This is a genomic window from Ochrobactrum sp. Q0168 (genome assembly GCF_016427605.1).
Lineage (GTDB): Bacteria > Pseudomonadota > Alphaproteobacteria > Rhizobiales > Rhizobiaceae > Brucella.
The window spans coordinates 1-23,764 of record NZ_JAELXQ010000009.1 but is presented as its reverse complement, the minus strand read 5'-3'; the positions used below and the strand labels follow the sequence as shown (position 1 = coordinate 23,764).

Sequence of the window (23,764 nt, the reverse complement as noted above, 5' to 3'; positions counted from 1 at the left end):
ATTTTATGTTAATCACACGTCCCGCTACCAAGCTTACGCACGAAGGCGCTCTGTTCGTGTTGCTTGAGGCTATGCGAGCCGCAGATGCAATGAGCGTTCCGCAATGCATTGCCGTTGTCGATGAGGGCTGCAATCTTCTCGCATTCCTGCGGATGGACGGATCGCGGGTTCTTTCGGTCGAAAGCGCGACATGCAAGGCGATGACGGCTGCCACAACCGGCCAGCCGAGCACGCAGCTGGATGCGAGCAAGGCGCTGGCTCTCGCAGAGGCAACTTCCGGCAAGATGACCAACCTGCCGGGCGGCTTGCCGCTCATGGTAGATGGGCAGGTCGTCGGCGGCATCGGGGTAGGCTCCGGCACCGGCGATCAGGACCTGGCGATTGCTAAGGCTGCTGTGGCTGCTTTCGAACGCAAGTTGCTGGAAAGGAGGGAGATGTGATCGAAAACCCGCCGGACCAGTTATCAATCCAACAGAAGGTCGTGCAGCTTGAAGAGGTGCAGGTGCGTTTTGGGCGCGGCGAAGATGCATTTCTTGCGCTGGACCGAACAAGCCTGACCGTTCATGAAGGCGATTTCGTCGCCATGGTCGGTCCTTCAGGTTGCGGAAAGTCCACGATCCTGAAGCTCGTGGCCGGTTTGCTGCCAGCCACGACAGGCAACGTATTTGTCGCCGGTCGGGAAATCGGTGCCGAACAGGTCGGCATCGGGATGGCGTTCCAGAATCCGACAATGCTGCCCTGGCTGACGATCCGCCAGAACATCATGCTCCCCCTGAAGATCGTCAAGCCCTATGCCGAGAGCTACAGGCGCGACAAGGACACGATTTTTCATGATCGCGCGGAAGCGCTGTTGTCGAAGGTCGGGCTCAAAGGTTTCGGCGACAGACGCCCGTGGGAACTATCCGGTGGCATGTTGCAGCGCGCCAATCTCTGCCGTGCGCTCATCCATGCGCCCAAGCTGTTGATGCTTGACGAACCATTCGGGGCGCTCGACCAGTTTACGCGCGAGGAGCTGTGGGCCGTCCTGCAGGACCTCTGGATGGAAACCAAGCCGACCGTCTTTCTCGTCACGCATGATCTAAGGGAAGCCGCCTTTCTTGCCAGTCGCATTCTCGTGATGAGCGCCCGACCGGGGCGTGTGAGTGAGGATCGCGAGGTGGCCTTTACGCGCCCACGCACGCTTGAAACAACGTTCGCGGTCGGCTTCACCGATCTGACCAACGATCTTCGGCGCCTGATTTTCGAAGCGCGCGAGAACCAGGCGAAAGTCCAATGATCCTCAACCGTCGGCACTGGGACTATCTCAAATCCGCAGGTTTCATTCTACTATTGTTCGTGCTGTGGGAAGCATCATGTCTGGCTTTTGCAATCAGCCCTATCGTTTTGCCGAGACCCAGCGCCATTCTCGGTACTTTGATTGTGCAAATGCCGGCGCTTTGGCCGCACATAGTGCAGACGCTCGTGACAACTCTGATCGGCTTTCTGCTCGGCACCCTGATCGGCGTTGCGCTTGGTGCCGTGGTCGGCATGTCCCGCACGGCTTACAATGTCGCGTATCCGCTTCTGGTTGGCTTCTCCTCAATACCCAAAGTAGCCGTCGTTCCGATTTTTGTTCTGTGGTTCGGCTCGGGCACCGTGCCTGCTATTCTGACGGCTTTGACCACCTGTATATTTCCAATTGTCGTCAACGTCGCTACGGGGCTGGCGACGACAGAACCGGAAATGGAAGATGTGTTGAACGCGCTTGGTGCGCGCCGCAGTCAGGTGTTTTGGAATGTCAGCCTGCCACGCGCCATGCCCTATTTCTTCGCTTCACTCAAGGTTGCCATCACATTGGCATTCGTCGGCACGGTTCTCTCGGAAACGGTGGCGGCCAACCGCGGCATCGGCACGGTGATAATGATGGCAACCGCCAGCTTTGACGTGCCGTTGGCTTTTGCCGGCCTCTTCGCGCTGGCGCTGCTTGGTATTATACTCTACGCGATTTTCGCCCTGATCGAACAGCGCATTTGCGGCTGGGCCAATCGTAAACAGGAATTCGCTCTGGGCTAAAACTCCGGCGAATAAAGTCTTCTTCAACGCGGTGCAGCTTCGTTCCGCGAACGGGGAGGCGTGTCTTCACATTCACACGGAAGGATATGAAAATGACGATCGATCCCACAACCGGTTATCCATATACGCCTGAGAAATATGCCGAATTCGCGGGAAATCAGGCACAACAGGCGTTTCAGTATTTCAGGGATATTGATACGGCTATGCGCGATAACTATTCAAAAAACATTTATCAAATAGGCCAGAATATCTATCCTCTGCTTTACGTCGAATCCACTTTTGACGGTGGTCGCTATACGCTTGTTCTGAATGAAAACAAGCGCTTCGTGCATCAGAGCGTTGGTGATATCTATGACATGGCGAAGGCGGTCGCTCATATACCACTTGGAATATTTTCAATCATTTCAGGCTATGGGCTATATCCAAGAAACGGGCAATGGCTATCCGATCTAAAAATATATCGAGATCGGATTCAAAGGGTTAAAGAAAATATATCATATATAGAACCATCATTAACGGGGTTCGTAAAGAGTAGCATTCTTTCTTTAGTGGATAGGTCAATCAATTATATTAATTCTATTATATCAAATTCGATTTTTTCTTATAAAGATTATCAAGAATATGCTCGTGCTCAAGACGGTGATATCGCAATCCTTCAGCAAAGGGCGGCGAGCAATCAGGTCGAGGTGATGACTAGCGTTCTGAAAAGCTGGAAGGAAACAATTGGCGATGAGCTTTGGGATGAGATGTACGTCGTCATCGGTGCCGTATGGACGCTCACAGCCGAAAACGCCCATGAACTCATCATCAGTTCAATGATGAACCCGGATTTACGAGAAACTCACATCGTGGTGAGTGAGGCTGTCCCCGATCTTGAATCGGCTCAAACGCTGTTAGGCCGAATTGTCGGCGATCGGGTGATGGCCGAAATGGTCTTCGATGCTTCCGCCGCTGTCGACTATGCTGAAGATATCTATTCACTTTCAACGCGGCGCGATTTGCTTTCGCAGGCTGTCGAACGGGAACTTGAGAGCAAAGAAACGGGGCGTTCGACTGCGACAAAGGCTATCGAAGGGTGTCCTCATCTTCAGAAAGCGATGTGACTAGAGCTAATATTTGATTCTTAGCTGATCCATGAACGCCAGCGCCGCGTGATAGGGATATTGGCGGTGCTGGCTCAATACTGGAATATCGTAGCAGCGGCGGTCCGCCGGATTTTAGTCACTTTCTGCCGGAGAAGCGTCGGCTATGAGGACGCCTCCATTGCAACTATCCCCTTCTGGTCCGATACCCACAACGACGTTGTCCTCGGACCGCGGCGCAAATTGATCGACACGCGACCGCCGGAAAATAATGGCCGTACTGATCGGAAAGTGAACGTGTCCGGCAGTTCACCGTTGCGTAATTCCACCGCAAGGCCAAGCAGTAGGGTTGCCTGTAGCGGCCCATGGAAAATCAGTCCCGGATAGCCTTCCTCTGTAGTGACATAAGGCTCATCGTAATGGATGCGATGGCCATTGAAAGTTATTGCCGAGTACCGAAAGAGCAAAACAGGGTTTGCATCAATCGGACGAGAATAGTCGGCAATAACGTCATGCGGAGCCGCTGAAGACTGCCTGCTGCTGGTGGTCGTTTCGAGCTTGCGATAGACTATATCTTGTCGTTCTGTGAGGGCCAGCCCGCGCGTGGTTGCGTAGTCATGTTGGACTGTAACAAAAATCAGTGCGCCACTTTTGCCCTGCTTCAACTCCACATCTTTAATCGTTGAGCTGCGCGTGACCTCATCCCCTACTCGCAGACGGTCAAAAAAAGTCAGGGATCCGCCAGCCCACATGCGTCGGGGAAATGGTATCGGCGGTAGAAAGCCACCACGCGACGGGTGACCGTCTGGACCGATCCCGCTCATTGGCACGATGTCCGGCGCAATGCACCAATGGATGCCCGCCGGTGCTGGTGCTCCATTCTCACCCAGCTTGTCTATATCCAGAACCGCGTAAAGGCTCGTAGCGAGCCTCGGTGTGATGAGATCAGTACTCGAACGTTCTCGCCCGATCCAGCTTTTAAGATAATCGATATCGACGCTGCTCATCGAAACTCTCCGTTAGAGCGGTCCCAGCAAATCTGGACTACCACTTTCAATCTGTGTCTTTAGTCTTCTTGCATGCGCGTTCAGTAGGAACGGGGCATGCCAAGCACATGTTCCGAAATGAAGCTGAGGATCAGATTGGTGGAGATCGGTGCCACCTGGTAAAGGCGAGTTTCGCGGAACTTGCGTTCGACATCATATTCTTCCGCGAAAGCGAAGCCGCCATGCGTCTGCACGCAAGCTTCGGCTGCCGCCCATGACGCTTCTGCTGCAAGCATTTTTGCAATATTGGCCTGCTCACCGCAATTCTCGCCATCCTCGTAACGCTTCGCCGCCTCATGAACCATCAATTCGGCAGCACGCGTCTGCGCATATGCGCGCGCGATGGGGAACTGAATGCCCTGGTTTTGACCAATCGGACGACCGAAAACGACACGTTCTTTGGAATAGGTGCTCGCTTTGCGGATAAACCATTTGGCATCGCCAATGCATTCGGCAGCAATGAGAATTCGCTCGGCATTCATGCCCGACAAAATATAGCGAAAGCCTTTGCCTTCTTCGCCGATCAGGTTTTCGGCTGGCACTTTCATATTGTCAAAGAAAACCTCGGTTGTGGCATGGTTCATCATCGTACGAATGGGGCGGATACTCATGCCAGCACTCAGCGCATCGCGCATATCGACGATGAAAACAGAAAGGCCGTCGGTTTTCTTGGCGAGCTGATCGCTTGGCGTGGTGCGGGCCAGAAGCAGCATAAGATCGGAATATTGCGCGCGCGAAGTCCAGATTTTCTGTCCATTAATCACATAATGATCGCCTTCACGCCGGGCAAATGTTTTGAGCGATGCCGTGTCCGTGCCGCTGGTCGGTTCGGTTACGCCGAAAGCCTGTAATCGCAGTTCACCGGTCGCGATCTTCGGCAGATATTTTCGTTTTTGTTCCTCGCTGCCGTGGCGCAGGATCGTACCCATAATATACATTTGCGCATGGCAGGCGCCGCCATTGCAGCCCGCAAGCTGGATTTCTTCGAGGATTGCAGCGGCTGCAGATAGCGGCAGGCCGGATCCACCGAATTCTTCCGGAATAAGAGCGGATAGATAGCCAGCCTCGGTCAGGGCATTGACAAACTCAGCCGGGTAGGTGTGATCTCTGTCTAGCTTCTGCCAGTACTCTCCCGGAAACCCGGCGCATAGCTTCGCTACTTCCTCACGAATTTCGGCGTAATCCTGACCTGACACGTCGTGTCCTCTCTTCATAATTGCTTGAGTCAGATCGAAACTAGAAAACGATTGCTATAACTACAAATACAGTTTGATGAGGCCGTATATGTCAGAAAGATATAGCTAAAGACGGACGTCGCGGCTGTCCTTCCATGTTTCCATCCGATCCAGGCACGCGAAGAGCGCGGCCGTTTTGTTGGCCAGAACCGGCGTTGCGAGCGTCATGAATTTCGCCTCCCGTTCGGCAGTGACTGGAAAGCTATCGGGCTCGCCGGATGGATCCAGAATGGTGCTTTCAACAAGTCCCGTTGGTGTTCGCACCGCGATCTTTGCGCCGAAGGGATGTCGCAGGCCTTCAAGGCTTTCATCACGCTGAACGTCGATGCGGGCTGAAATCGCCTCCACCTCTGGATTGCCGAGCAAGGCATAGTCGTCCCAACCAAAACTGCCTTTGTGCAAGGCGATTGCGGCTGTAAAAGGCATGGAGAACTGGCCATCCACGACGCTGCGCGGGCGACGCTTTTCATTCAGTGGTGCGCCGGTGAGAACGATGCCATTTTTGTGCAGTCCGATACCGACGGACAAAATGTCTTCTGCTGTCCATCTGTTCTCGCGTCGCAAACGCAGCAGGCCATCAATGGCGGCATGGGTATATCGGCACGATGGATAGGGTTTGACGCCGATTTTCATCGTTTCATAAACGGTTCCAAGCTCCGCCACGGCACGCTCGGGGCGCGGGTTATCGGTATAGCCTGTCAGCAGGCCATGTTTGCCTTCAATGGCTTCGCCTGCACCCATGAAACCTTGTTTTGCAAGTGACGCGGCAATCAGCCCGTTCATCGCCGCAGCGCCGACCTGATACCGTTTATTCCAGCCGCCATTGACCAGAAACTGCAGCGAACCCGCAGCCTGACTTGCTGCAACACCGAAGGCAGAAGCAAGACCGGCAGCGTTGAGGCCAAATAGTTTTCCGGCTGCTGCCGCAGCGCCGAAAACACCTGCAGTGGCAGTAGGATGAAATCCGCGCGCATAATGCGCCGTCGGGTCGAGCGCATTGCCGAGGCGACAGCATATTTCGTAACCGGCAACGATCGCAGTCAAAAGAGCTTCACCTGAGGCGCCAGTCATTTCTGCGGCTGCAAAGGCTGCCGGTACAACGGGGGCACTCGGATGCAGGGAACTGTCGGCATGGGTATCGTCGAAGTCGAGTGAATGGCCAAGTGCACCATTTAGCAGCGCAGCGATCGCCGGGTTATATCCGCGTGACGCTCCAAAGACGGTTGCTTCTCCGCGATTGTCGAGACCAAGCGTGGCAAGCATTGCCAGAATGCTCTGCGTCGACTCTGCTTCATGTCCCGCCCGGATAATGCTGCCGATGAGATCGATTGCCAGATGTTTTGCCCGTTCCGGCACTTCGGGCGGCAGTATGGAATAGTCCAGATCCGCGACGTAGCGAGACAAAATATCGGTAATCGCAATCATGTTATCTATCCTTTGAAAAGCGCTGCTGCGCGCGCAGGATCTGCCGGGCGCGCAGCAGGACTGGCAAATCGACCATCGTTCCGTCTACCGCACGCGCAGCGCCGTCGTCGGCTTGTGACAGGATTTTCGATGCCCAGGCGATGTTGTCTGGTGTGGGGGCAAAGCCTTGCCTGCACGGCTCGATCTGCGCCGGGTGAATGAGCAGCTTACCACCGAAACCAAGTTCTACGGCATATCGTGCGTCGGCTTGCGTGGCTGCATCATCCTTGATCGATAGAGTGACACCATCGATGGGGGCTGGTTTGCCTGCAAGTCTGGAGGCGAGAACAGTCTGACTTCGCGCCAGAAGGAGCGCTTCCCGACTATGCGCGCAACCGAGATCGGCGGCGAGGTCAATGGAACCGAAAGCAAGCCGGTCGGCTTTTTCGGCAATGGTCTGAGCGGCTGAAAGCCCTAAAGCGGTTTCGATTAGAGCGACGATTAGAGTACGGCCCGGCAGCCTTTTGCGCAGACGTTCGATCTGGTCGGCTCTTTCAGCTTTCGGCAGTACCACCCCGTCCGGTTGCAGCTGAGTCAAAGCCTCAACATCCGCATCATGCCAGGACGTTCCCACTCCGTTTATTCGTATGAAAACACTGCCAGAAAGTGGTGCGCTTGTCAGAGTGGTGGTGAGCGTTGTTCGCGCATCATTTTTAGTTGCGGGCGAAACAGCGTCTTCGAGATCGATAATAATACTGTCCGCACCGGCAGCTGCAGCCTTTGAAAAACGTTCGGGTCGATCTGCCGGAACGAAGAGAAAAAGCGCTTGATCAGCAAGGTCGAGTGGCATTGAGCCTCATTTCAATGTCGAAATTCAGAGTTCGCCTTATGGATCATCAAGACTGATGATGCAGTTTGCCAATATATTTTTGCTGGTGGACCCATAGGATATGCTTATGCAAGAGCGCCAATTGGAGATAACATTTTTATATGGATGCCCCATTTCAGTGTTATTTGAAGTGATGGCGGAAATCGGCCATGCTTTTTGCAAGCAGAGAGAATTGAGTTTTACAGAGCGCAAGAAGCTGGCGGGAGCAATGAAATCAGATCTGGAAGGCGTGCTTGTCATATCCGTTGAGCAGGCGGTTGCCGCGCCCTACCTCTCGTGTAAGCTGGCAGACGCCGGTGCGCGGGTTATCAAGGTTGAACGTCCCGAAGGCGATTTTGCCCGCGAATACGACCATCTCGTTCATGGCGAAAGCGCCTATTTTGTCTGGCTTAACCGCGGCAAGGAATCGATCTGCCTTGATCTCAAACAGCCGGAAGACCGCATGATCCTGATGAATATGATCAGTCAGGCCGATGTCTTTATCCAAAACCTGGCGCCGGGTGCGGTTGAACGGCTCGGCTTTGGGCCGGAAACATTGAGAGCGCAATTTCCGGGTCTGATTACGTGTTCTATCTCAGGCTATGGCGACGAGGGCCCACTTCGTGATTTGAAAGCTTATGACCTCCTGGTTCAGGCGGAAAGCGGGCTTGCCTCCATTACGGGGAATGAACATGGTTCGGCGCGTGTGGGGGTTTCCGTGTGCGACATCGCGGCTGGAATGACCGCCACCCAGGCCGTTCTGACCGCGCTTTTTGCCCGACAGCGAACAGGAAAGGGGCGACATATTTCTGTATCGCTTTACCATGCGCTTTCGGACTGGATGAATGTTCCCTATCTGCAATTTGCTTATGGCGGCAAAGCGCCTGCGCGCAACGGCCTCAGTCATCCCACCATCGCACCCTATGGCGCCTATGATTGCGCAGATGGAAAATCTGTTCTGTTTGCCATCCAGAACGAGCGAGAATGGTCTGACTTCTGTAATGAAGTGCTGGAACAAAGCGAACTGGTCATTGATCCCCGTTTCGCATCAAACAGCGAGCGGGTGAAAAATCGCGAAGCACTCAATGCTGTGGTTGAACCGGTTTTCCGCTCCTTTCCGCGCGATGAAATGGCGGAAAGGCTGCGCACAGCGCGGATAGCCTATGGGCGTGTCAGCACGTTGGAGGATGTCGCCGACCATCCGCAGAACCGCTATATGTCGGTCGATACGCCCAGTGGTCCTGTGCGTCTGTTAGCACCCGGCGCTGTTGCTGACGGCGTCATACCAGAATTGGGCGCAGTTCCGGCGCTGGGAGCCGACACAGAACGGCTGCGCCGGGAATTTGCAGCGAATCCTGTTTCCGCCTGAGGCAAATCATCAGCCATTCTTGACAGGTCGGATTTCGTTCTCACTATAGCGGAAAGTGAAGGGGTTTCGCTTAGCGATAAAAAAATATTGGAGGTCGGGGTGGATATTCGGCAACTCCGCTATTTCGTGGCCATCATCGAACAAGGGTCGTTTTCCAAAGCGGCGGCGACGTTGAATGTGGCTCAACCTGCTCTTAGCCTGCATGTGCGCAATATGGAGGCTGATCTCGGAACGCCGCTATTGTTCCGTAGCCCGCAAGGTGTGATAGCGACCGAAGCGGGTGAGATCTTGCTGCGCAATGCGCGGACGATTCTCGATCAGTTCGCTGTCGCGCAAGAAGAGATTCGCGGCCATGAAGCAGAGCCTTCCGGGGAGGTGCGCTTGGGCTTGCCGGGCACAATCAGTCAGATACTGTCAGTTCCCCTGATCATCGTTGCGCGAGAGCGTTATCCGAAAATTCGGCTTAGGATTGCTGAGGCGATGAGCGGCTTCATCACCGAATGGATACGCGAGCGGCGTGTCGATATTGCCGTGCTCTATATTCCGGTCGAGGACCGGGTGCTGACATCCCATCCGGTGCTGACAGAAGAGTTGTGCCTGTTGGGACCAGCAACGCCGATGGAAGACGTGACGACTCCAGCTTTTGGCGCAGTGACACTGAGGGACGTTGCCCGTTTGCCATTGATCCTGCCGAGCTCAAGCCATGGATTGCGTGAGCTTCTCGAGCGGGCCGCTGCGGAAACTGGCCATGTGTTGAATACGATTATCGACGTCGATTCATACGGCAATATCAAAGAGTTGGTGGAAAGAGGCATCGGCTACTCGATCCTCCCGTTCAACGCTATTTCGCGCGAGACGCGTGAAGGTCGGTTACGATCCTGGCGGATCAGCAAGCCGGAACTGAAGCGAGCCGTTCATCTTGTGCGCCCCGCAGACCGACCCATGACCAATGCAGTTGCCGCCATTGAGGCTCTATGCCGCGAAACGCTGTTAAAGCTCGCTGAAACCGGCCAATGGAGCGGCGCAAAAGCGCTTCGAAACGAAGGTGAGCCATAGTAGTTTGCTATGGCAGTGAGCTGAATATTATCTTTGAAATATAAGCCTGTACGTCGCAACCTCTTCCCGTGGAACGCTCTGGAGGGAGGATTGACGATGAACCAGCATGTTGGGAATGAGGTAGAAACCAAAGGTCGTTTGGCTGGCAAAGTCGCCATAGTGACCGGCGCGGCAGGCGGCTTTGGTGAAGGCATTGCGCGTTTGTTTGCAGCCGAAGGAGCGACTGTCGCCGTCCTCGACATTCGTCCCGAAGCAGCGGAAAAAGTGGCTGCGGCAATTGGGGAAAAAGCCTTTTCGACCACCGCGGATGTCGGTTCGAAAGCCGATGTCGAACGCGCTATCGCTTTCGTCACCGAAAAAGCTGGCGCGCCAGATATCGTGGTCAACAATGCTGGCTGGACACATCGTAATCAACCGATGCTGGATGTGGATGAAGATACATTCGACCGCGTTTACCGCATCAATGTCAAATCGATATATCTGATGGCTCAGGCTGTGGTGCCGCTGATGCGTGCCAATGGTGGCGGAACCATTATCAATATCGGTTCCGTTGCGGGTATAAGGCCACGCCCCGGCCTCACCTGGTATAATGGCACCAAGGGGGCGGTCAACATCCTTTCACAGTCCATGGCCGTCGAACTCGCTCCTGACAATATTCGTGTCAATTGCATTTGTCCGGTACTGGGCGAAACCGGTCTCCTGGAAAGCTTCATGGGCATGCCGGATACGCCAGAGAACCGAACAAAATTCCTTGCAACGATCCCGATGGGCCGGCTTTCCCGTCCTGCCGACATCGCCCATGCCGCCCTTTATCTGGCGTCCGACGATGCTGCGTTTCTGACTGGAGTCTTGTTGCCGGTGGATGGCGGACGAACGATATAAGACGCCTGTAAGGGCGGTTGCAAAAGTAATTTCGCCATAACATTCATGTATAGAGATTAACGCAATTTGATAATTTAATTAAAGCGACTGCCTGTTATAGTTTTGCTGATCCGCAAGCGCTTCAATGCTTTTTGGCGCTTGCAGACGGCCATGTGGGAGGATGCGACTGACCGGACGCGAAGACGTCGAAGGCAGTCGGACTTTGGCAGTCTGAAGGACTGATCAAAAGGGGAGGATACCGGTCGTGAATACCCGGAAAATATTCCGTTATCTCAATCAGGAAAAGATCGTCTTTCTATTGACGGTGCTGCTTTTCATCGTCTTCTCCTTGACGCTCAACAATTTTCTGGATCGCAACAACATTCTGTCCTTGATGCGGAGTGTTGCTGTTCTGGGTATTCTTGGACTTGGCATGTTGATTGTGGTGCTCGGACGCGGCATCGACCTGTCACTGGTCGCGATAATGGCGATTTCCATCGCCTGGGCGATGCAGATGATCAATGCGGGAACCCCTGTTTATGCCGCGCTGTCGCTTGGTTTGCTTTTTGCCTTGGGCGTAGCGCTCTGCACTGGCATCCTGGTTGCCTATGCGGAAATTCCCCCACTTTTCGCCACGCTTGCCATGGCAACCGTCGTTTATGGTTTCGGTCGCGCGCATCTGATCGTGGGCACTGACGTTGTTTATATGCCGAAGACCATGGGATGGATCGTCAGCCTGGGACAGGGAAAACTGTTCGGCGTGCCCATGCCAATCATCGTCGCAGCTGTCATGGCGCTGGTGGTCTATCTGTTCTTGCGGTTCACAAAATTTGGAACCTTTGTCTATGCGATCGGCGACAACCTCGCCGCCGCGCGTATCGGTGGTGTTGCCGTGCGCCCCATGCTGGTGTTGCAATATGTGCTTGCTGGAGGCATCGCATTTATAGCTGGGATCATCACAGCCACTTCTGTTGAAGCGATGAATACCCGCATCGTCAACTCCAACATGATTTACGATGTCATTCTGGTCGTCGTTCTGGGTGGGGTTGGTCTGTCGGGTGGTAAAGGCAGTGTGCGCAACGTCATTGTCGGAACACTTCTCATAGGCGTTCTGATGAACGGCATGACGATTATGGATATCCAATACACAGTTCAAAATGTGGTCAAGAGTTTGATCCTGCTGCTGGCGATTGTCGTCGACAGCATCGTCAATCCGCGTGACGAGCAAACCGGTCAGCAGGGGGATATCTGACCGGAGTTTTCGCCACGATTTAAATCTTTTTGGGAGGAGAGAGTTATGAGCAAATCGAGCTTGCTGAAATATGCGGCAATGGCTGCAACCGCGCTGGTGATCGGAACTGCATCCGTCAAAGCGGCGGATGACATGAACGACCCCTATCGCGACCCGGCCTTGAGTTCTCTGGCGGGTAAAAAAATCGCTTATCTGCCGATCTCGATCGGTTTCGATATGGCGCAGGCCTGGGGCGGTGTGGTCAAGACTGAAGCCGAGCGCTACGGGATGAGTTTCTCATCGCAAGATCCCAATTGGAACACCGATGCAATGGCGCAGGGCATGACCGCGCTGATTGCGGAGCATCCAGATGTCATCGTGACCCAGAATCCAGATATGCAGTCGCTGGCGCGCCTTCTCAAACAGGCGAATGCGGCTGGCATCGTTGTGGTGCAGTTGAATATGCAGGGCGCGGTACAGACCGACGCTTTCGTCGGACCGGACTTTATCGCCATGGGTGAACAGGCCGCGAATATGATGGTGAAAAAATGTGGCGCCGATACCCAGACATCGCACAAAGTTGCTATCGTGCAGGGCGTTCTGACCGGTGGTGTCAGCTATTATCAGGTTCAGGGCATGATGAAGGTGTTCAACGAGCATCCTGAAATCAAGATCGTGTCCAGTCAGGCTGCCGACTGGGATGCTTCCAAGGCACGCGCTATCACCGAAACCGCGCTGCAGCAGAACCCCGACCTTTGCGGCGTCATCGATGTCTGGGACGGGCAGGGCATCGGCACCGGCGCTGCAATCAAGCAGGCAGGCAAGCAGGGACAGGTTTATTTCATTACATCCGGTGGTGGAGCGCAGAGCATGTGTGATGCCCTTCTGGATGGAACCTATTCTGCAGCAATCAATTACGACTCTCCCGGCATGGGTCGCGACGCATGGACCGCGATCACGATTGCGCTTCAGAACAAGCAGGGCGCAGGTGCGATCAAGACACAGATCTACGCACCGTCCCGTGTCATGACTAAGGAAGACGTCAAGGAAGGCACCTGCTGGGATCCGCAGCAATATGCCAAGATATTGCGCTGAACGTCCAGCGGCATGGCCTGTCCGATGGATAGGCCATGCCAATTATGCCTCAATCATATCCGCGCGGCATGGGCTGCCTGATTTCCGTTCGATTTGAATTTTCGCATGAGGAGACGTGCCTTGGCGTCGGCGAACACATTGACGAAGCTGCGATATCGCTTCATCCCCGATCACGTCATCGGGGAAATTCTCTCCAAAAAATGGATCGATAACGCTATCCCCTTTCTGGTGCTATTGGCCGTCATCGCGGTTTTCGGTGCACTGATCCCCAATTTCTTCAGCGCGGGCAATCTTTCCATTACTGCACGACAGCTTGGTGAATTCTCGCTGGTCTGCATCGCCATGATGGTGGTCATCGTGGTGGGCGGCATCGACCTTTCGGTCGGCTCAAATTTCGCGCTCGGCAATTTCATGACGTTGGCGCTGCTTAATCTGGCGGGCTGGTCTGTGTGGACCACGGTTCCGGCAGTCATTCTGATTTGCGGGTCGGTCGGTCTTTTGAATGGTGTCCTGGTCGGCTATTTGCGACTGAGAGCCTTTTTAACAACGCTCGTGACACTCATCGTCGTGCGGGCTGTCGTGGACATGCTGCTGCTCAAATATGCTCAGGCCATGTCGATGAGCTTCTACCAGTCCGACATATGGGACATGATGGGGCTGGGAGGACCGTTCGGCATCCCGTTTTCCTTTTGCGTGCTTGTTGTCGTTGCACTGGTTGGCCATATCTTTCTCACCCGCTCACGCCCCGGATGGCGTCTGATGGCAATCGGTGGGTCGCGCCGTTCGGCGCATAATATCGGCCTTTCGGTACGCGGTACGGTCTGCGCTGCCTATACGATTTCCGGCATGTTGTGCGGTCTGGCGGGCGTGCTTTATGCGGCGCGATTGTCGGGTGCAGGCACGGATACCGGAATGGGGCTTGAGATTTCCGCCCTCACAGCGGCTGTTCTGGGTGGAAACAGCCTTGGCGGCGGTCGCGGTTCCATCGTCAAGGCGCTGATCGGCTCGGTGATCGTGCTTGTCCTCACCAATGGCGTATTGCGCCTTGGTCTGAATTCCGGGTCGGGGCCAATGGTGCTCGGCCTGACACTGATTTTCGCGGTTTTCGTGGATGTGCGCTGGCTCAAGAACCGGGATAAGCTTCTCAACAAGGTCTATGTCTCGCCCACCTATATCGAGCTGCCGGACCCGGTATCGACCAGTGTGGATTCCGGCTCAGCTTTCGCATTGAACGACCGGCTGAAACATGTCGAAATCATTGGCTTGGCCAACGTGGAATCGCCGGAAGATGTGATACTCGACGATGATGACTATCTCTATTGCGGCACGCGCCATGGCGATATTGTACGCTTTGCGCCGCCTGACTACAAAACCCATGAAGTCTATGCCCATATTGGCGGTTCTCCGCTTGGTATGGGCTGGGACAAAGACAAAAACCTGCTTGTCTGCGTGGGTGGCATGGGGCTTTACAAGATTGACCGTGACCGCAATGTCATCAAGGTGACGGACGAAACCAATCGTTCCAAATTCTCGGTCGTCGACGATTCACGTCTGCGTCTGGCGGATGATCTTGATATTGCGCCGGACGGACGGATTTACTTCTCCGAAGCGACGGTCCGTTATGAAATGCATGACTGGCCTGTCGATGCGCTGGAAAGCCGCGGCAACGGTCGCATCATCTGCCACGATCCGAAAACGGGGAAGACGCATACAGCCTTGCGCAATCTGATTTTCCCGAACGGGATATGCACGGCTCATGACGGCCATTCTATCTTGTTTGCAGAAAGCTGGGCATGCCGCATCAACCGGTATTACATCGATGGCCCGAAGGCGGGAACAGTGGAACGCGTTCTCGACCGGTTGCCGGGCTATCCCGATAATATCAACCGCGCTTCCGATGGTACTTACTGGGCAGCGATCATGGGTATGCGCTCGCCAGCACTCGACGTGGCGCTGCGTATGCCGGGTTTCCGCAAACGCATGGCGCGACGCATTGCACCCGACCAGTGGCTCTATCCGAACCTTAATATTGGCTGCGTCATTCGCTTCAACGATAAGGGCGAAGTGCTTGAATCCCTTTGGGATCAGGGCGCTGAAAACCATCCGATGATTACCTCGATGCGTGAGCACAAGGGCTATCTCTATCTCGGCGGTATCACCAATAATCGGATTGGCCGCATCAAGCTTGAAGGGCGTGATGGAAGCTGGTCGGGTTATCAAAACTATTGGGGGAAAGCGTGATGGCCAACACGTTGCGCAATTGGGTCGACCGCTTCATGGGGCGCGGCGATGCCGCCGTCACCGTGCCTCCGCTCGACGGTGCGTTGAAGCCCAACAATCTGCTTGAGGAAGCGGGCTACGGCCTTGCAGTAAAGGCGCCAGATAATCTGGCTTTGGTTCAGGATCATCTCTTTTATTCGAGCGGAAACAAACTCTATCGGAAGCCAGTAGGCGAGGGGCTGGCCGAGATAATCCATGAGGCATCAGCCCCGATTTCCGCGATTGCGGTCTCTTCAGAAGGCATTTTGGCGGTGGCAGCCGGAAAAACGATCCGGTTCCTGTCGGTTGGGGGTGCTGAACGACCAGGCTTTTCCCAAGGTGAGAAGGACTGGTCAGGCATCACGGCCATGGATTTCAGCCCGAACGGAACACTGGTGGTCGCGATCGGCTCTTCAAAAAACGCGGCTGATGATTGGCAGCGTGATCTGCTTGATGACGAAAAAGCCGGTTCGGTTTGGAGGTTGGATGTCAAAACGGGACAAGCGACGCAACTGGCAGAAAGGCTTCGTTATCCCAACGGACTTGTCGTTGAGCTGGATGGCGGCGTTATCGTCAGCGAGGCCTGGGCGAAGCGCCTCATAAGGCTGAATGCGACCGGTGGAATTGCGGGTGGATCTCGCGGTCAGGTTATGGAAGATCTACCCGGTTATCCGGCGCGTATCGCGCGGTCCAAGCGTGGTGGATACTGGCTATCGGTGTTTGCACCGCGAAGCCAGCTCATCGAATTTGTCCTGCGTGAACCGGTCTATCGTAAAGCGATGATGCGCGACGTGGACAAGGAGTTCTGGATCGCTCCGGCCTTGCGCAGCGGCTATTCGTTTCGCGAGCCCATGCAAGGTGGCGCGCTCAAGCAGATGGGCGTACTCAAACCCTGGGCGCCGACCCGGTCCTATGGGTTGGTAATCGAGTTGACGCCAGATTTTACGCCGCTCCGCAGCTTTCACAGCCGTGCCGGGGGCAAGCGCCATGGTGTGACTTCAGCTGTAGAAGCAAATGGACATCTCTGGGCAACCAGCAAGGGCGGCGACGAGCTGGTGGCTATCTCCCTTGACGCTGAGAGGAAGTGACATGAATCCCATCGTCGAACTTAAAAACGTCACGAAGGAATTTCACGGCGTTCCCGCACTTCGGAATGTTAGCTTCACACTCATGCCGGGAGAAGTTCACTCTCTGCTTGGTGAAAACGGCGCGGGTAAGTCCACGCTCACCAAGATCATGGCTGGTGTGCACGAGCCGACCCAAGGTGAGGTGTTCTTCGACGGTCAGCCGATGACGTTCGGCAGCCCGGCGGATGCGCTGCGCAAAGGCATTGCGATGGTCTTTCAGGAAACCAGTCTGGTGCCCTCATTGACCGTGGCGCAGAATATCTATCTCGGCAATGAAAGTTTTTTAAATCGCCTGCGAGGCATTTATATTGCTGCCCAGCAATTCTTGCAGTCGCTCAATTTCGGTGTCGACCCGACTATGTATGTGTCGCAACTGGGTGCAGCCCAGAAGCAGATGGTGGAAATCGCGCGCGCCGTCCACCACAAGGCCAAGGTCATTATCTTCGATGAGCCGACAGCGACGCTGACGCCTGAAGAAAAACACCATTTCTTTTCTCTGGTGAACCGGCTGAAGCGCGAAGGGGTATCGATAATCTTTATCAGCCATGCTTTGGAAGAGGCTTTGGCGATTTCGGATCGCATCACTATCCTGCGGGATGGCCAGCATGTGATCACCGATGAGGCCCGTAATTTCGACCGCGACAAGATCATCTCGGCGATGGTCGGGCGCTCGCTATCTGCTGAACTTTACAGCCGTGACAAGTCAAGAAAAGCGCGCGCCTACGGCCAGAAAGTGCTTTCCGTGCAAAATCTGTCGATGGGAAAGATGGTGCGAAACACATCTTTTTCCGTCTATGCGGGTCAGATAACGGGCATTTTCGGTCTCATCGGTTCTGGTCGCACAGAAACAGCCAAGATCATCTCAGGCGTTGTGAAACGGGACTTTTTCTATGGCGGCGAGGTGCGTCTTGAAGGCAAGTCAGTGCGCTATCGGGTGCCGCGCCCGGCGGTGAAGGATGGCATCGTCTATGTGACCGAGGATCGCAAGATCGAAGGGTTCTTCGAGACCAAGTCTATTGCAGAAAACATTTACATGGGCCTTCTTTCTGCCGATCTCAATCGCGCAATGGTCGTGTCTCATAGCGAGATGATGAAGCTTTCCAAAGAATGGACCCAAAAGTTGAATGTGAAGGCCATTGACGGCAATGCGCGGGTGATAGAGCTTTCCGGCGGGAACCAGCAGAAAGTGGTTATCGCCCGCTCGTTGGTGCAAAAGCCTAAACTGGTCATCTTCGATGAACCGACGCGCGGCGTGGATGTCGGGGCTATTGCCGAATTACATCAGGTCATAAACGAACTTGCCGATGCCGGGCTCGCTGTCGTTGTGATCTCCTCTTACTTGCCAGAAATATTGAACCTCGCCGATCGCATCCTGGTTTCCCGTCAGGGCCGAGTGGTGGAGGAGTTCTCGACCGAGGACGCGACGGAAGAAAAGATCATGTACGCTGCGGTTCACTAGATGGATGAGCTGTGGTCTCATTCGGTCGTTACGTGAATGCGCGTTACAATGCTGAGGAGGAATATCCATGAAAATCAGGGCGGCTGTGCTTGAGCAAATCGGTCTCGAGCGTCCTTACGCTAAGACCCTTCCGCTCAAGGTGCAGGAAGTCGATCTTGAAGGTCCCGGACCCGGTGAAGTGTTGGTCAAAATGGCCGTTGCCGGTCTTTGCCATTCCGATCTCTCGGTGATCGACGGTAATCGTCCGCGACCGGTGCCGATGGTCCTTGGCCATGAGGCATCGGGCATTGTGGAGGAAGTGGGTGAATATGTCGAAGACCTCCGGCCGGGCGACCATGTGGTCTTTGTCTTTGTGCCGAGCTGCGGCCATTGCTCTCCCTGTTCGGAAGGAAGACCGGCCCTATGCGAGCCGGGTGCAGTGTCCAACGGACGCGGGGACCTGTTGAGCGGCGCCACGCGTCTGTCTCGCAATGGCGAAAGAATCCATCATCATGTCGGCGTTTCGTCCTTTGCCGAATATGCGACAGTATCACGTCGCTCTTTGGTCAAGGTTGATCCAGAATTGCCGCTCGACGTGGCGGGTCTGATCGGTTGCGCAGTGCTGACGGGCGCAGGCGCTGTATTCAACACAGGCGACGTCAAACCAGGGGGCTCCGCCGCAGTTATTGGTCTTGGCGGCGTCGGCCTTGCAGCGGTCATAGGTGCGGCAGCTGCGGGCGCTGAAACAATCGTCGCCGTCGACCGGCTTGATTCGAAACTCGAATTCGCAAGGCAGCTTGGTGCAACGCATACGTTTAATGCGGATGATCCCGACGTTGTCGGCAAGGTCAAAGACGCTACCAAGGGCGGCGTGCAAGCAGCACTTGAATTTGCCGGTTCAGTAAAGGCGCTGGAATTCGGCTATGCCATAACGCGTCGCGGCGGAACGACGATCACGGCTGGTTTGCCCAATCCCAAGGCGATGCTGGCCCTCCCAGCCGTCACGCTTGTGGCCGAAGAGCGGACGCTGAAAGGCAGCTATATCGGCTCCGGTGTGCCGTCGCGCGATATACCGCGTTTTCTGGCGCTGTATAAACGCGGCAAACTGCCGGTAGATCGGCTGCTCACCCATCGTCTGAAGCTGAATGACATCAATGAAGGTTTCGACCGTCTCGCGGATGGTTCGGCAGTACGGCAGATTGTCGAGTTCAACTGATATCGCGGAACCTATCGGGTTACCGTCCTGCGAGCAAAAACTCTATATTTGTGGAGATGAAGACATGCCCAGAACAGAAGGCGTCAAGGAATTCCGTTGCTTTATCGATGGCGAATGGGTCAAGGCGCAATCGGGAGAGACTTTCGAATCCCATGATCCCTTTACATCCAAAGTCTGGGCACGGATTCCCAAATGCGACGCACGGGATGTCGACCTCGCTGTGACGGCAGCCCGCCGTGCCTTCGATGGTGGTGAATGGTCAAAGCTGACGGCAACCCAGCGCGGCCACCTTCTGCGTCGTTTGGGCGATCTTATTGCACGCGACGCGGATCATCTGGCCGCGACCGAAGTGCAGGACAATGGCAAGCTCTATGCCGAAATGCGCGGGCAGGTTGGCTATATTCCGCAGTGGTTCTATTATTTTGCAGGTATGGCCGACAAGGTGGAAGGCACGGTTCCACCCATCGATAAGCCGGAAATGTTCACCTATACGCGCCACGAGCCAGTTGGCGTCGTCGCGGCGATCACACCATGGAACTCTCCGCTTCTTCTCCTGACTTGGAAAATGGCCCCGGCATTGGCTGCGGGCTGCGTAATGGTCATCAAGCCGTCGGAATTTACATCCGCCTCGACGCTTGAACTGATGCGACTGGTGGAAGAGGCAGGCTTCCCGAAGGGGGTTGTCAATGTCATCACCGGCTTCGGACAGGATGTGGGCGAGGCCGTTTCAACCCATCCTCACATTGACAAGATCGCTTTTACCGGCGGTGAAAATTCGGGGCGGCGCATCGCCCCGCAGGCAACGGGCAATTTTAAACGGCTGACGCTTGAACTCGGCGGGAAGACGGCGCAGCTGGGGGTTCCAGATGCGGGTATCGACAATGCGGGGAAAGGGGTGGGGTCAGGCATTTTTGCTGCCACGGGTCAGACCTGTATCGCCGGCTCGCGATTGCTGGTGCACCAATCGATCCACGACCAGTTTCTGGAAAAGTTTATTCAACTGGCGAAGACTGCGCGCATGGGTGATCCGATGGATGCCGCAACACAGGTTGGTCCAGTGACGACGCGGCCGCAATTTCAGCGCATTCTTTCGATGATCGACATGGCGAAGACGGAAGGCGCGGAGGTGGCCATGGGCGGCATGCCGGCTGATCGTCCCGAATGCGGCGATGGCTGGTTCATCGAACCGACTGTTTTCTCAGGCGTTCGCAATGACATGCGCATCGCGCAGGACGAAGTGTTCGGCCCGGTTCTTTCCGTTATCAAATTCAATGATGATGAGGAGGCTCATCACATCGCCAATGATACATCCTATGGTCTGGCTGCCGGTGTATGGACTTCCGATATCGGGCGAGCTTTCACGGCGGCTAAGCGGCTGCGGGCAGGAACGGTTTGGACGAATACCTATCGCGCCGTCTCCTACATGATGCCTTTTGGAGGTATCAAGAATTCAGGTATGGGTCGTGAAAGCGGACAGGACGCCATTTACGATTTCATGGAGACGAAGAGCGTCTGGCTTTCTTTTGGCAAGGATGTACCAAATCCCTTCGTGATGCGATGAAGGGAACAGTACAACTATGGTTGGTACAAACTGATCAAGTGACGCGGATTTCGCCCAAATTTTGATATAGTCGTTTCATACTACGTCAATCAGTACTCCGGCAGTCCGAAAGTAAAACGCTATAATCTGGAGTAATCCGAGAAGAGATTGCGAGCGCAAAGATCGAGGCTGCCGGTCCTCAAAAACAATCTACACGATCTGATCCCGGGCGGCATAGCCAAATAATGCTAGCTCGGCATCGTCGCCATTGGCGCGGTCGGGGTTAGCGGAACCCGTTGGTTTTATTGACTTGTGACTTCCCGGAAGACCTGGAAAGCCGTGTTCTTAGACGGACACGGCACCCAAGTTTGAAGTAGCGCGGCTACATTTATCGGCGTCCCGGCTGCAATTGCGCAAAGTTAACTGTGGATATGATGCCTGTTGTTGAAATACAACAGTATTCTAAAATTCTAATGTATGCCGCTGCTCCCCTCTATCGTAGATCACTCATCTATGCCTAGGTTTATATCGTCGGTACTCTTTCCGCGAACCGGCTACAACTTGTTGATTGAGAAACGGGGGTCGCATGTTCTTTCCGTGGCATAATCATAACAAAGTTATTCACCGTGGAACTATCTACGGATTGCCTGTTGTATTTTGTTCCATATTGGCTTTTGGAGAGGGTGCGCGGGCCGCATGCCCCGCTGCAGGAACGCCATTAACCGCGGGCGCGGGAACGCGTACTGAAACAGGCTGTACAATTTCAACAACTGGTGCGAACCAATCCGGTGTTTCACTTTCGGGCGGTGGAACTCTAACTCTTTCCGGTTCGACGATTACAACGACAGGGAACAACGCCGCAGGTAGCGAGGTCAGCGGTTCTGGAAGTATACTTAATGAGAGTAATGTCACCATTTCCACTGAAACCGGCAGAGGGCTCACAGTAGGCGCCGGATCAGTATGGAATTCGACAAATCTTTCCATTACCACGAATGCTTCGCAGCAAAATCTTGTGCCGTTGTTGACGTCACTTCCAGAATACCCTGTCCTTGGATCGGGAGATCCGCTTGAGCGAGACTACAGTCTCGACTCCGCTCTTCTCGACGTCTACGCTATAGCGTCCCCAGCTCAGGGCGCGAATATCTCAGGGACAGCGACCTTTAATGGAACCACGAACATTGTGAGTGGCACCACTGGTATCGTCCTGAACGCCAATAGTTCGGCGACAGTAAACGGACCACTGGTTATAAAGTCAGGACCGGGTGGTACCGCAAGCACTTATGCATATGGTATTCAGGTGGGTAGCAGTGCGACCCTGAACATCAATTCTGGCATCGATTTCACCGTCGATAGCGTTGCTGGCAGCGGGATAAGAACCGATAACGCCGCGAAGGTGATCATTAACTCCGCCACGGCGCCAATAAGCATCAAGCTCGTTAATGCCACGAATACGGGAATCAACAACGTTAATGAAGCCGCGGGGCTCTACGCTGCCAGCGGCACTATTGACGTCCATGGCAATCTCTCTCTTGATGCCAAGCAAGGGCGTGGATATGGCCTGTGGACAGGCGCGAACGCAGCTGCGACAATCAATGTGGAAGGGAATACCCAAATTGCCACGCACGGCGCGCAAGCATTTGGTCTGCGGGTCGACAACGGTCTGATGGGCCTGAATGGAAATCTGAACATTGTAACTGGCGTTGACCCCTCAAACGCGGATGCACGCAACGGCGCAGGATCGGCGGGTATACGCGCGATTCTTGGAACACTGAACGTTAGCGGCTCTACGAACATCACAACGGTTGGCGGGATAGATCAGGTCGGCAGTTCATTGCAGACCCGAGAGGGGGCCTATGGCATTTGGAATACAAGTTATAGCCGTATCGTCGGAACGGGCGCTGACCTGACGTTTGGCGGTTCAGTGACCATCAACACGGCGGGCGAGGCAGCGCATGGTGTCTATAACGACACGATTAGTGGTACCACGCGGTTCAATGGTCCAGTGACCATTGCAACATCGGGCGGGGCAGGGCAAGTGACCTGGTATCGGTCGTCCGTGGCAGGACTGCTCGTACCGATCAATGAAACGGTTGGTGCATGGGGCGTCAATAGTGCAATATCAGGAACGACTACGTTTGGCGGTGCCCTATCCATTACGACGACGGGTGATACTTCAGGCGGTGTTCGCAGCATAGGCGGCCTGGTCGACTTGCAGAAAGGAGCCACCATCCGTACGTCAGGTGGGAACGCCTACGGTCTATATGGATCCGGTACGACATCTCCGGTCTTCAACGGTACAATTACAGCAGAAGGTCCCGTCGATATCGCTACGACCGGTTCCGGATCTCACGCAGTCCTATCCGACAAAAGCGCCTCTATTACATTGACGGGAGGTGCGAAACTGCGCGTATCCGACCCCGATGCGAAGACAATACTGGGTCGGGATTCCTCCACGATAACCGGAAGCGGACTGTTTGATGTCGAGGGCGTCATGCAATCCGACGATAGTTCTCACGTTTCCTTGAGCTTTTCGCCGGGTTCTACTTTTGTGGGAACGACCTCTCGTACGGGTGCCTCTACATTCGATCTGACGTTGCAGGACAGTCTTTGGACGATGACCGGCAACTCAAATCTCAGTACATTGGTTAACGACCCAAGTCTGATACAGTTTACAGCCCCGACAGGCGATCTTACGTTACTTTCGAGCTATAAGACGCTGACTGTCACGAATTATGTCGGGCAGGGTGGTGCGATTGGCCTCAATACCTATCTTGGCGGGGACGGTTCTCCCTCCGACCGGTTGATCGTTGACGGTGGAACCGTCACCGGAAATTCTACCCTGATCGTCAAGAATACGACCGGCCCCGGCGTTTTAACGACAGCCA

Annotated in this window: 19 protein-coding genes; 15 read left to right on the top strand and 4 right to left on the bottom strand. The window is 54.7% G+C overall.

Annotated features, from left to right (window positions below; translation table 11 throughout):
• The first annotated feature begins 5 nt into the window (after nucleotides 1-5).
• From JAU75_RS16035 to JAU75_RS16020, 4 genes are all read left to right on the top strand, one after another.
• Entirely contained in the window at nucleotides 6-440 is a 435-nt protein-coding gene (locus JAU75_RS16035) for a heme-binding protein (RefSeq protein ID WP_199057495.1), read from the top strand.
• Nucleotides 437-1,276, top strand: a complete 840-nt coding sequence (locus JAU75_RS16030; protein ID WP_371836192.1) for an ABC transporter ATP-binding protein — start codon at nucleotides 437-439, stop codon at nucleotides 1,274-1,276. The genes JAU75_RS16035 and JAU75_RS16030 overlap by 4 nt, the downstream gene beginning before the upstream one ends.
• The gene (locus JAU75_RS16025) at nucleotides 1,273-2,052 is read left to right on the top strand and encodes an ABC transporter permease (RefSeq protein ID WP_199057494.1); all 780 of its coding nucleotides are present in this window, start codon (nucleotides 1,273-1,275) and stop codon (nucleotides 2,050-2,052) included. Before JAU75_RS16030 ends, JAU75_RS16025 begins: the two co-directional genes overlap by 4 nt.
• Before the next feature lie 92 nt (nucleotides 2,053-2,144).
• Complete coding sequence (locus JAU75_RS16020; RefSeq protein ID WP_199057493.1) at nucleotides 2,145-3,155, top strand: hypothetical protein; 1,011 nt, start codon at nucleotides 2,145-2,147, stop codon at nucleotides 3,153-3,155.
• 143 nt (nucleotides 3,156-3,298) lie between these two features.
• Here the strand turns inward: JAU75_RS16020 and JAU75_RS16015 are convergent, their stop codons facing one another.
• The 4 genes from JAU75_RS16015 to JAU75_RS16000 all read right to left on the bottom strand — a co-directional run bounded on the left by JAU75_RS16015 (nucleotide 3,299) and on the right by JAU75_RS16000 (nucleotide 7,669).
• Nucleotides 3,299-4,141, bottom strand: coding sequence for a MaoC family dehydratase N-terminal domain-containing protein (locus tag JAU75_RS16015; protein ID WP_199057492.1), 843 nt, complete (start codon nucleotides 4,139-4,141; stop codon nucleotides 3,299-3,301).
• Nucleotides 4,142-4,221: 80 nt separating this feature from the next.
• The gene (locus JAU75_RS16010) at nucleotides 4,222-5,376 is read right to left on the bottom strand and encodes an acyl-CoA dehydrogenase family protein (RefSeq protein ID WP_371836191.1); all 1,155 of its coding nucleotides are present in this window, start codon (nucleotides 5,374-5,376) and stop codon (nucleotides 4,222-4,224) included.
• 105 nt (nucleotides 5,377-5,481) lie between these two features.
• Nucleotides 5,482-6,840: an MmgE/PrpD family protein gene (locus tag JAU75_RS16005; protein ID WP_199057490.1), complete on the bottom strand. Its 1,359-nt coding sequence runs from the start codon at nucleotides 6,838-6,840 to the stop codon at nucleotides 5,482-5,484.
• Nucleotide 6,841: 1 nt separating this feature from the next.
• The gene (locus JAU75_RS16000; RefSeq protein WP_199057489.1) at nucleotides 6,842-7,669 is read right to left on the bottom strand and encodes a CoA ester lyase; all 828 of its coding nucleotides are present in this window, start codon (nucleotides 7,667-7,669) and stop codon (nucleotides 6,842-6,844) included.
• A 247-nt stretch (nucleotides 7,670-7,916) separates the two neighbouring features.
• Here JAU75_RS16000 and JAU75_RS15995 point away from each other — a divergent pair, with 247 nt between their 5' ends.
• From JAU75_RS15995 to JAU75_RS15945, 11 genes are all read left to right on the top strand, one after another.
• Nucleotides 7,917-9,056: a CaiB/BaiF CoA-transferase family protein gene (locus JAU75_RS15995; protein ID WP_199057488.1), complete on the top strand. Its 1,140-nt coding sequence runs from the start codon at nucleotides 7,917-7,919 to the stop codon at nucleotides 9,054-9,056.
• 99 nt (nucleotides 9,057-9,155) lie between these two features.
• Nucleotides 9,156-10,112 carry a LysR substrate-binding domain-containing protein gene (locus tag JAU75_RS15990; protein WP_199057487.1) on the top strand — a complete coding sequence of 319 codons (957 nt, stop codon included), beginning with the start codon at nucleotides 9,156-9,158 and terminating at the stop codon, nucleotides 10,110-10,112.
• A gap of 96 nt (nucleotides 10,113-10,208) precedes the next feature.
• Nucleotides 10,209-10,994 carry a glucose 1-dehydrogenase gene (locus JAU75_RS15985; RefSeq protein ID WP_199057486.1) on the top strand — a complete coding sequence of 262 codons (786 nt, stop codon included), beginning with the start codon at nucleotides 10,209-10,211 and terminating at the stop codon, nucleotides 10,992-10,994.
• Nucleotides 10,995-11,238: 244 nt separating this feature from the next.
• Nucleotides 11,239-12,225 (top strand): ABC transporter permease, encoded by a 987-nt coding sequence (locus tag JAU75_RS15980; protein ID WP_199057485.1) that lies wholly within the window; start codon nucleotides 11,239-11,241, stop codon nucleotides 12,223-12,225.
• A gap of 45 nt (nucleotides 12,226-12,270) precedes the next feature.
• On the top strand, nucleotides 12,271-13,299 hold the full coding sequence (locus JAU75_RS15975) for a sugar ABC transporter substrate-binding protein (protein ID WP_247880513.1): 1,029 nt from the start codon (nucleotides 12,271-12,273) through the stop codon (nucleotides 13,297-13,299).
• A gap of 120 nt (nucleotides 13,300-13,419) precedes the next feature.
• A complete protein-coding gene (locus JAU75_RS15970; protein WP_199057484.1) occupies nucleotides 13,420-15,540 on the top strand; it encodes an SMP-30/gluconolactonase/LRE family protein in 2,121 nt (706 codons plus the stop codon).
• Nucleotides 15,540-16,646, top strand: coding sequence for a strictosidine synthase (locus JAU75_RS15965; RefSeq protein WP_199057483.1), 1,107 nt, complete (start codon nucleotides 15,540-15,542; stop codon nucleotides 16,644-16,646). The genes JAU75_RS15970 and JAU75_RS15965 overlap by 1 nt, the downstream gene beginning before the upstream one ends.
• A gap of 1 nt (nucleotide 16,647) precedes the next feature.
• Nucleotides 16,648-18,144 (top strand): sugar ABC transporter ATP-binding protein, encoded by a 1,497-nt coding sequence (locus JAU75_RS15960; RefSeq protein WP_199057482.1) that lies wholly within the window; start codon nucleotides 16,648-16,650, stop codon nucleotides 18,142-18,144.
• A 67-nt stretch (nucleotides 18,145-18,211) separates the two neighbouring features.
• Complete coding sequence (locus JAU75_RS15955) at nucleotides 18,212-19,339, top strand: zinc-dependent alcohol dehydrogenase family protein (RefSeq protein WP_199057481.1); 1,128 nt, start codon at nucleotides 18,212-18,214, stop codon at nucleotides 19,337-19,339.
• A 64-nt stretch (nucleotides 19,340-19,403) separates the two neighbouring features.
• Entirely contained in the window at nucleotides 19,404-20,900 is a 1,497-nt protein-coding gene (locus JAU75_RS15950; RefSeq protein WP_199057480.1) for an aldehyde dehydrogenase, read from the top strand.
• 565 nt (nucleotides 20,901-21,465) lie between these two features.
• A partial coding sequence (locus tag JAU75_RS15945) for a hypothetical protein (protein WP_199057479.1) occupies nucleotides 21,466-23,764 on the top strand: 2,299 nt, incomplete at its 3' end.

Coding starts and splice junctions, on each gene's coding strand:
- JAU75_RS16035 (WP_199057495.1), top strand. CDS start 6: ATGTTAATCACACGTCCCGCTACCAAGCTTACGCACGAAGGCGCTCTG.
- JAU75_RS16025 (WP_199057494.1), top strand. CDS start 1,273: ATGATCCTCAACCGTCGGCACTGGGACTATCTCAAATCCGCAGGTTTC.
- JAU75_RS16020 (WP_199057493.1), top strand. CDS start 2,145: ATGACGATCGATCCCACAACCGGTTATCCATATACGCCTGAGAAATAT.
- JAU75_RS16015 (WP_199057492.1), bottom strand. CDS start 4,141: ATGAGCAGCGTCGATATCGATTATCTTAAAAGCTGGATCGGGCGAGAA.
- JAU75_RS16005 (WP_199057490.1), bottom strand. CDS start 6,840: ATGATTGCGATTACCGATATTTTGTCTCGCTACGTCGCGGATCTGGAC.
- JAU75_RS16000 (WP_199057489.1), bottom strand. CDS start 7,669: ATGCCACTCGACCTTGCTGATCAAGCGCTTTTTCTCTTCGTTCCGGCA.
- JAU75_RS15995 (WP_199057488.1), top strand. CDS start 7,917: ATGAAATCAGATCTGGAAGGCGTGCTTGTCATATCCGTTGAGCAGGCG.
- JAU75_RS15985 (WP_199057486.1), top strand. CDS start 10,209: ATGAACCAGCATGTTGGGAATGAGGTAGAAACCAAAGGTCGTTTGGCT.
- JAU75_RS15975 (WP_247880513.1), top strand. CDS start 12,271: ATGAGCAAATCGAGCTTGCTGAAATATGCGGCAATGGCTGCAACCGCG.
- JAU75_RS15965 (WP_199057483.1), top strand. CDS start 15,540: ATGGCCAACACGTTGCGCAATTGGGTCGACCGCTTCATGGGGCGCGGC.
- JAU75_RS15960 (WP_199057482.1), top strand. CDS start 16,648: ATGAATCCCATCGTCGAACTTAAAAACGTCACGAAGGAATTTCACGGC.
- JAU75_RS15955 (WP_199057481.1), top strand. CDS start 18,212: ATGAAAATCAGGGCGGCTGTGCTTGAGCAAATCGGTCTCGAGCGTCCT.
- JAU75_RS15950 (WP_199057480.1), top strand. CDS start 19,404: ATGCCCAGAACAGAAGGCGTCAAGGAATTCCGTTGCTTTATCGATGGC.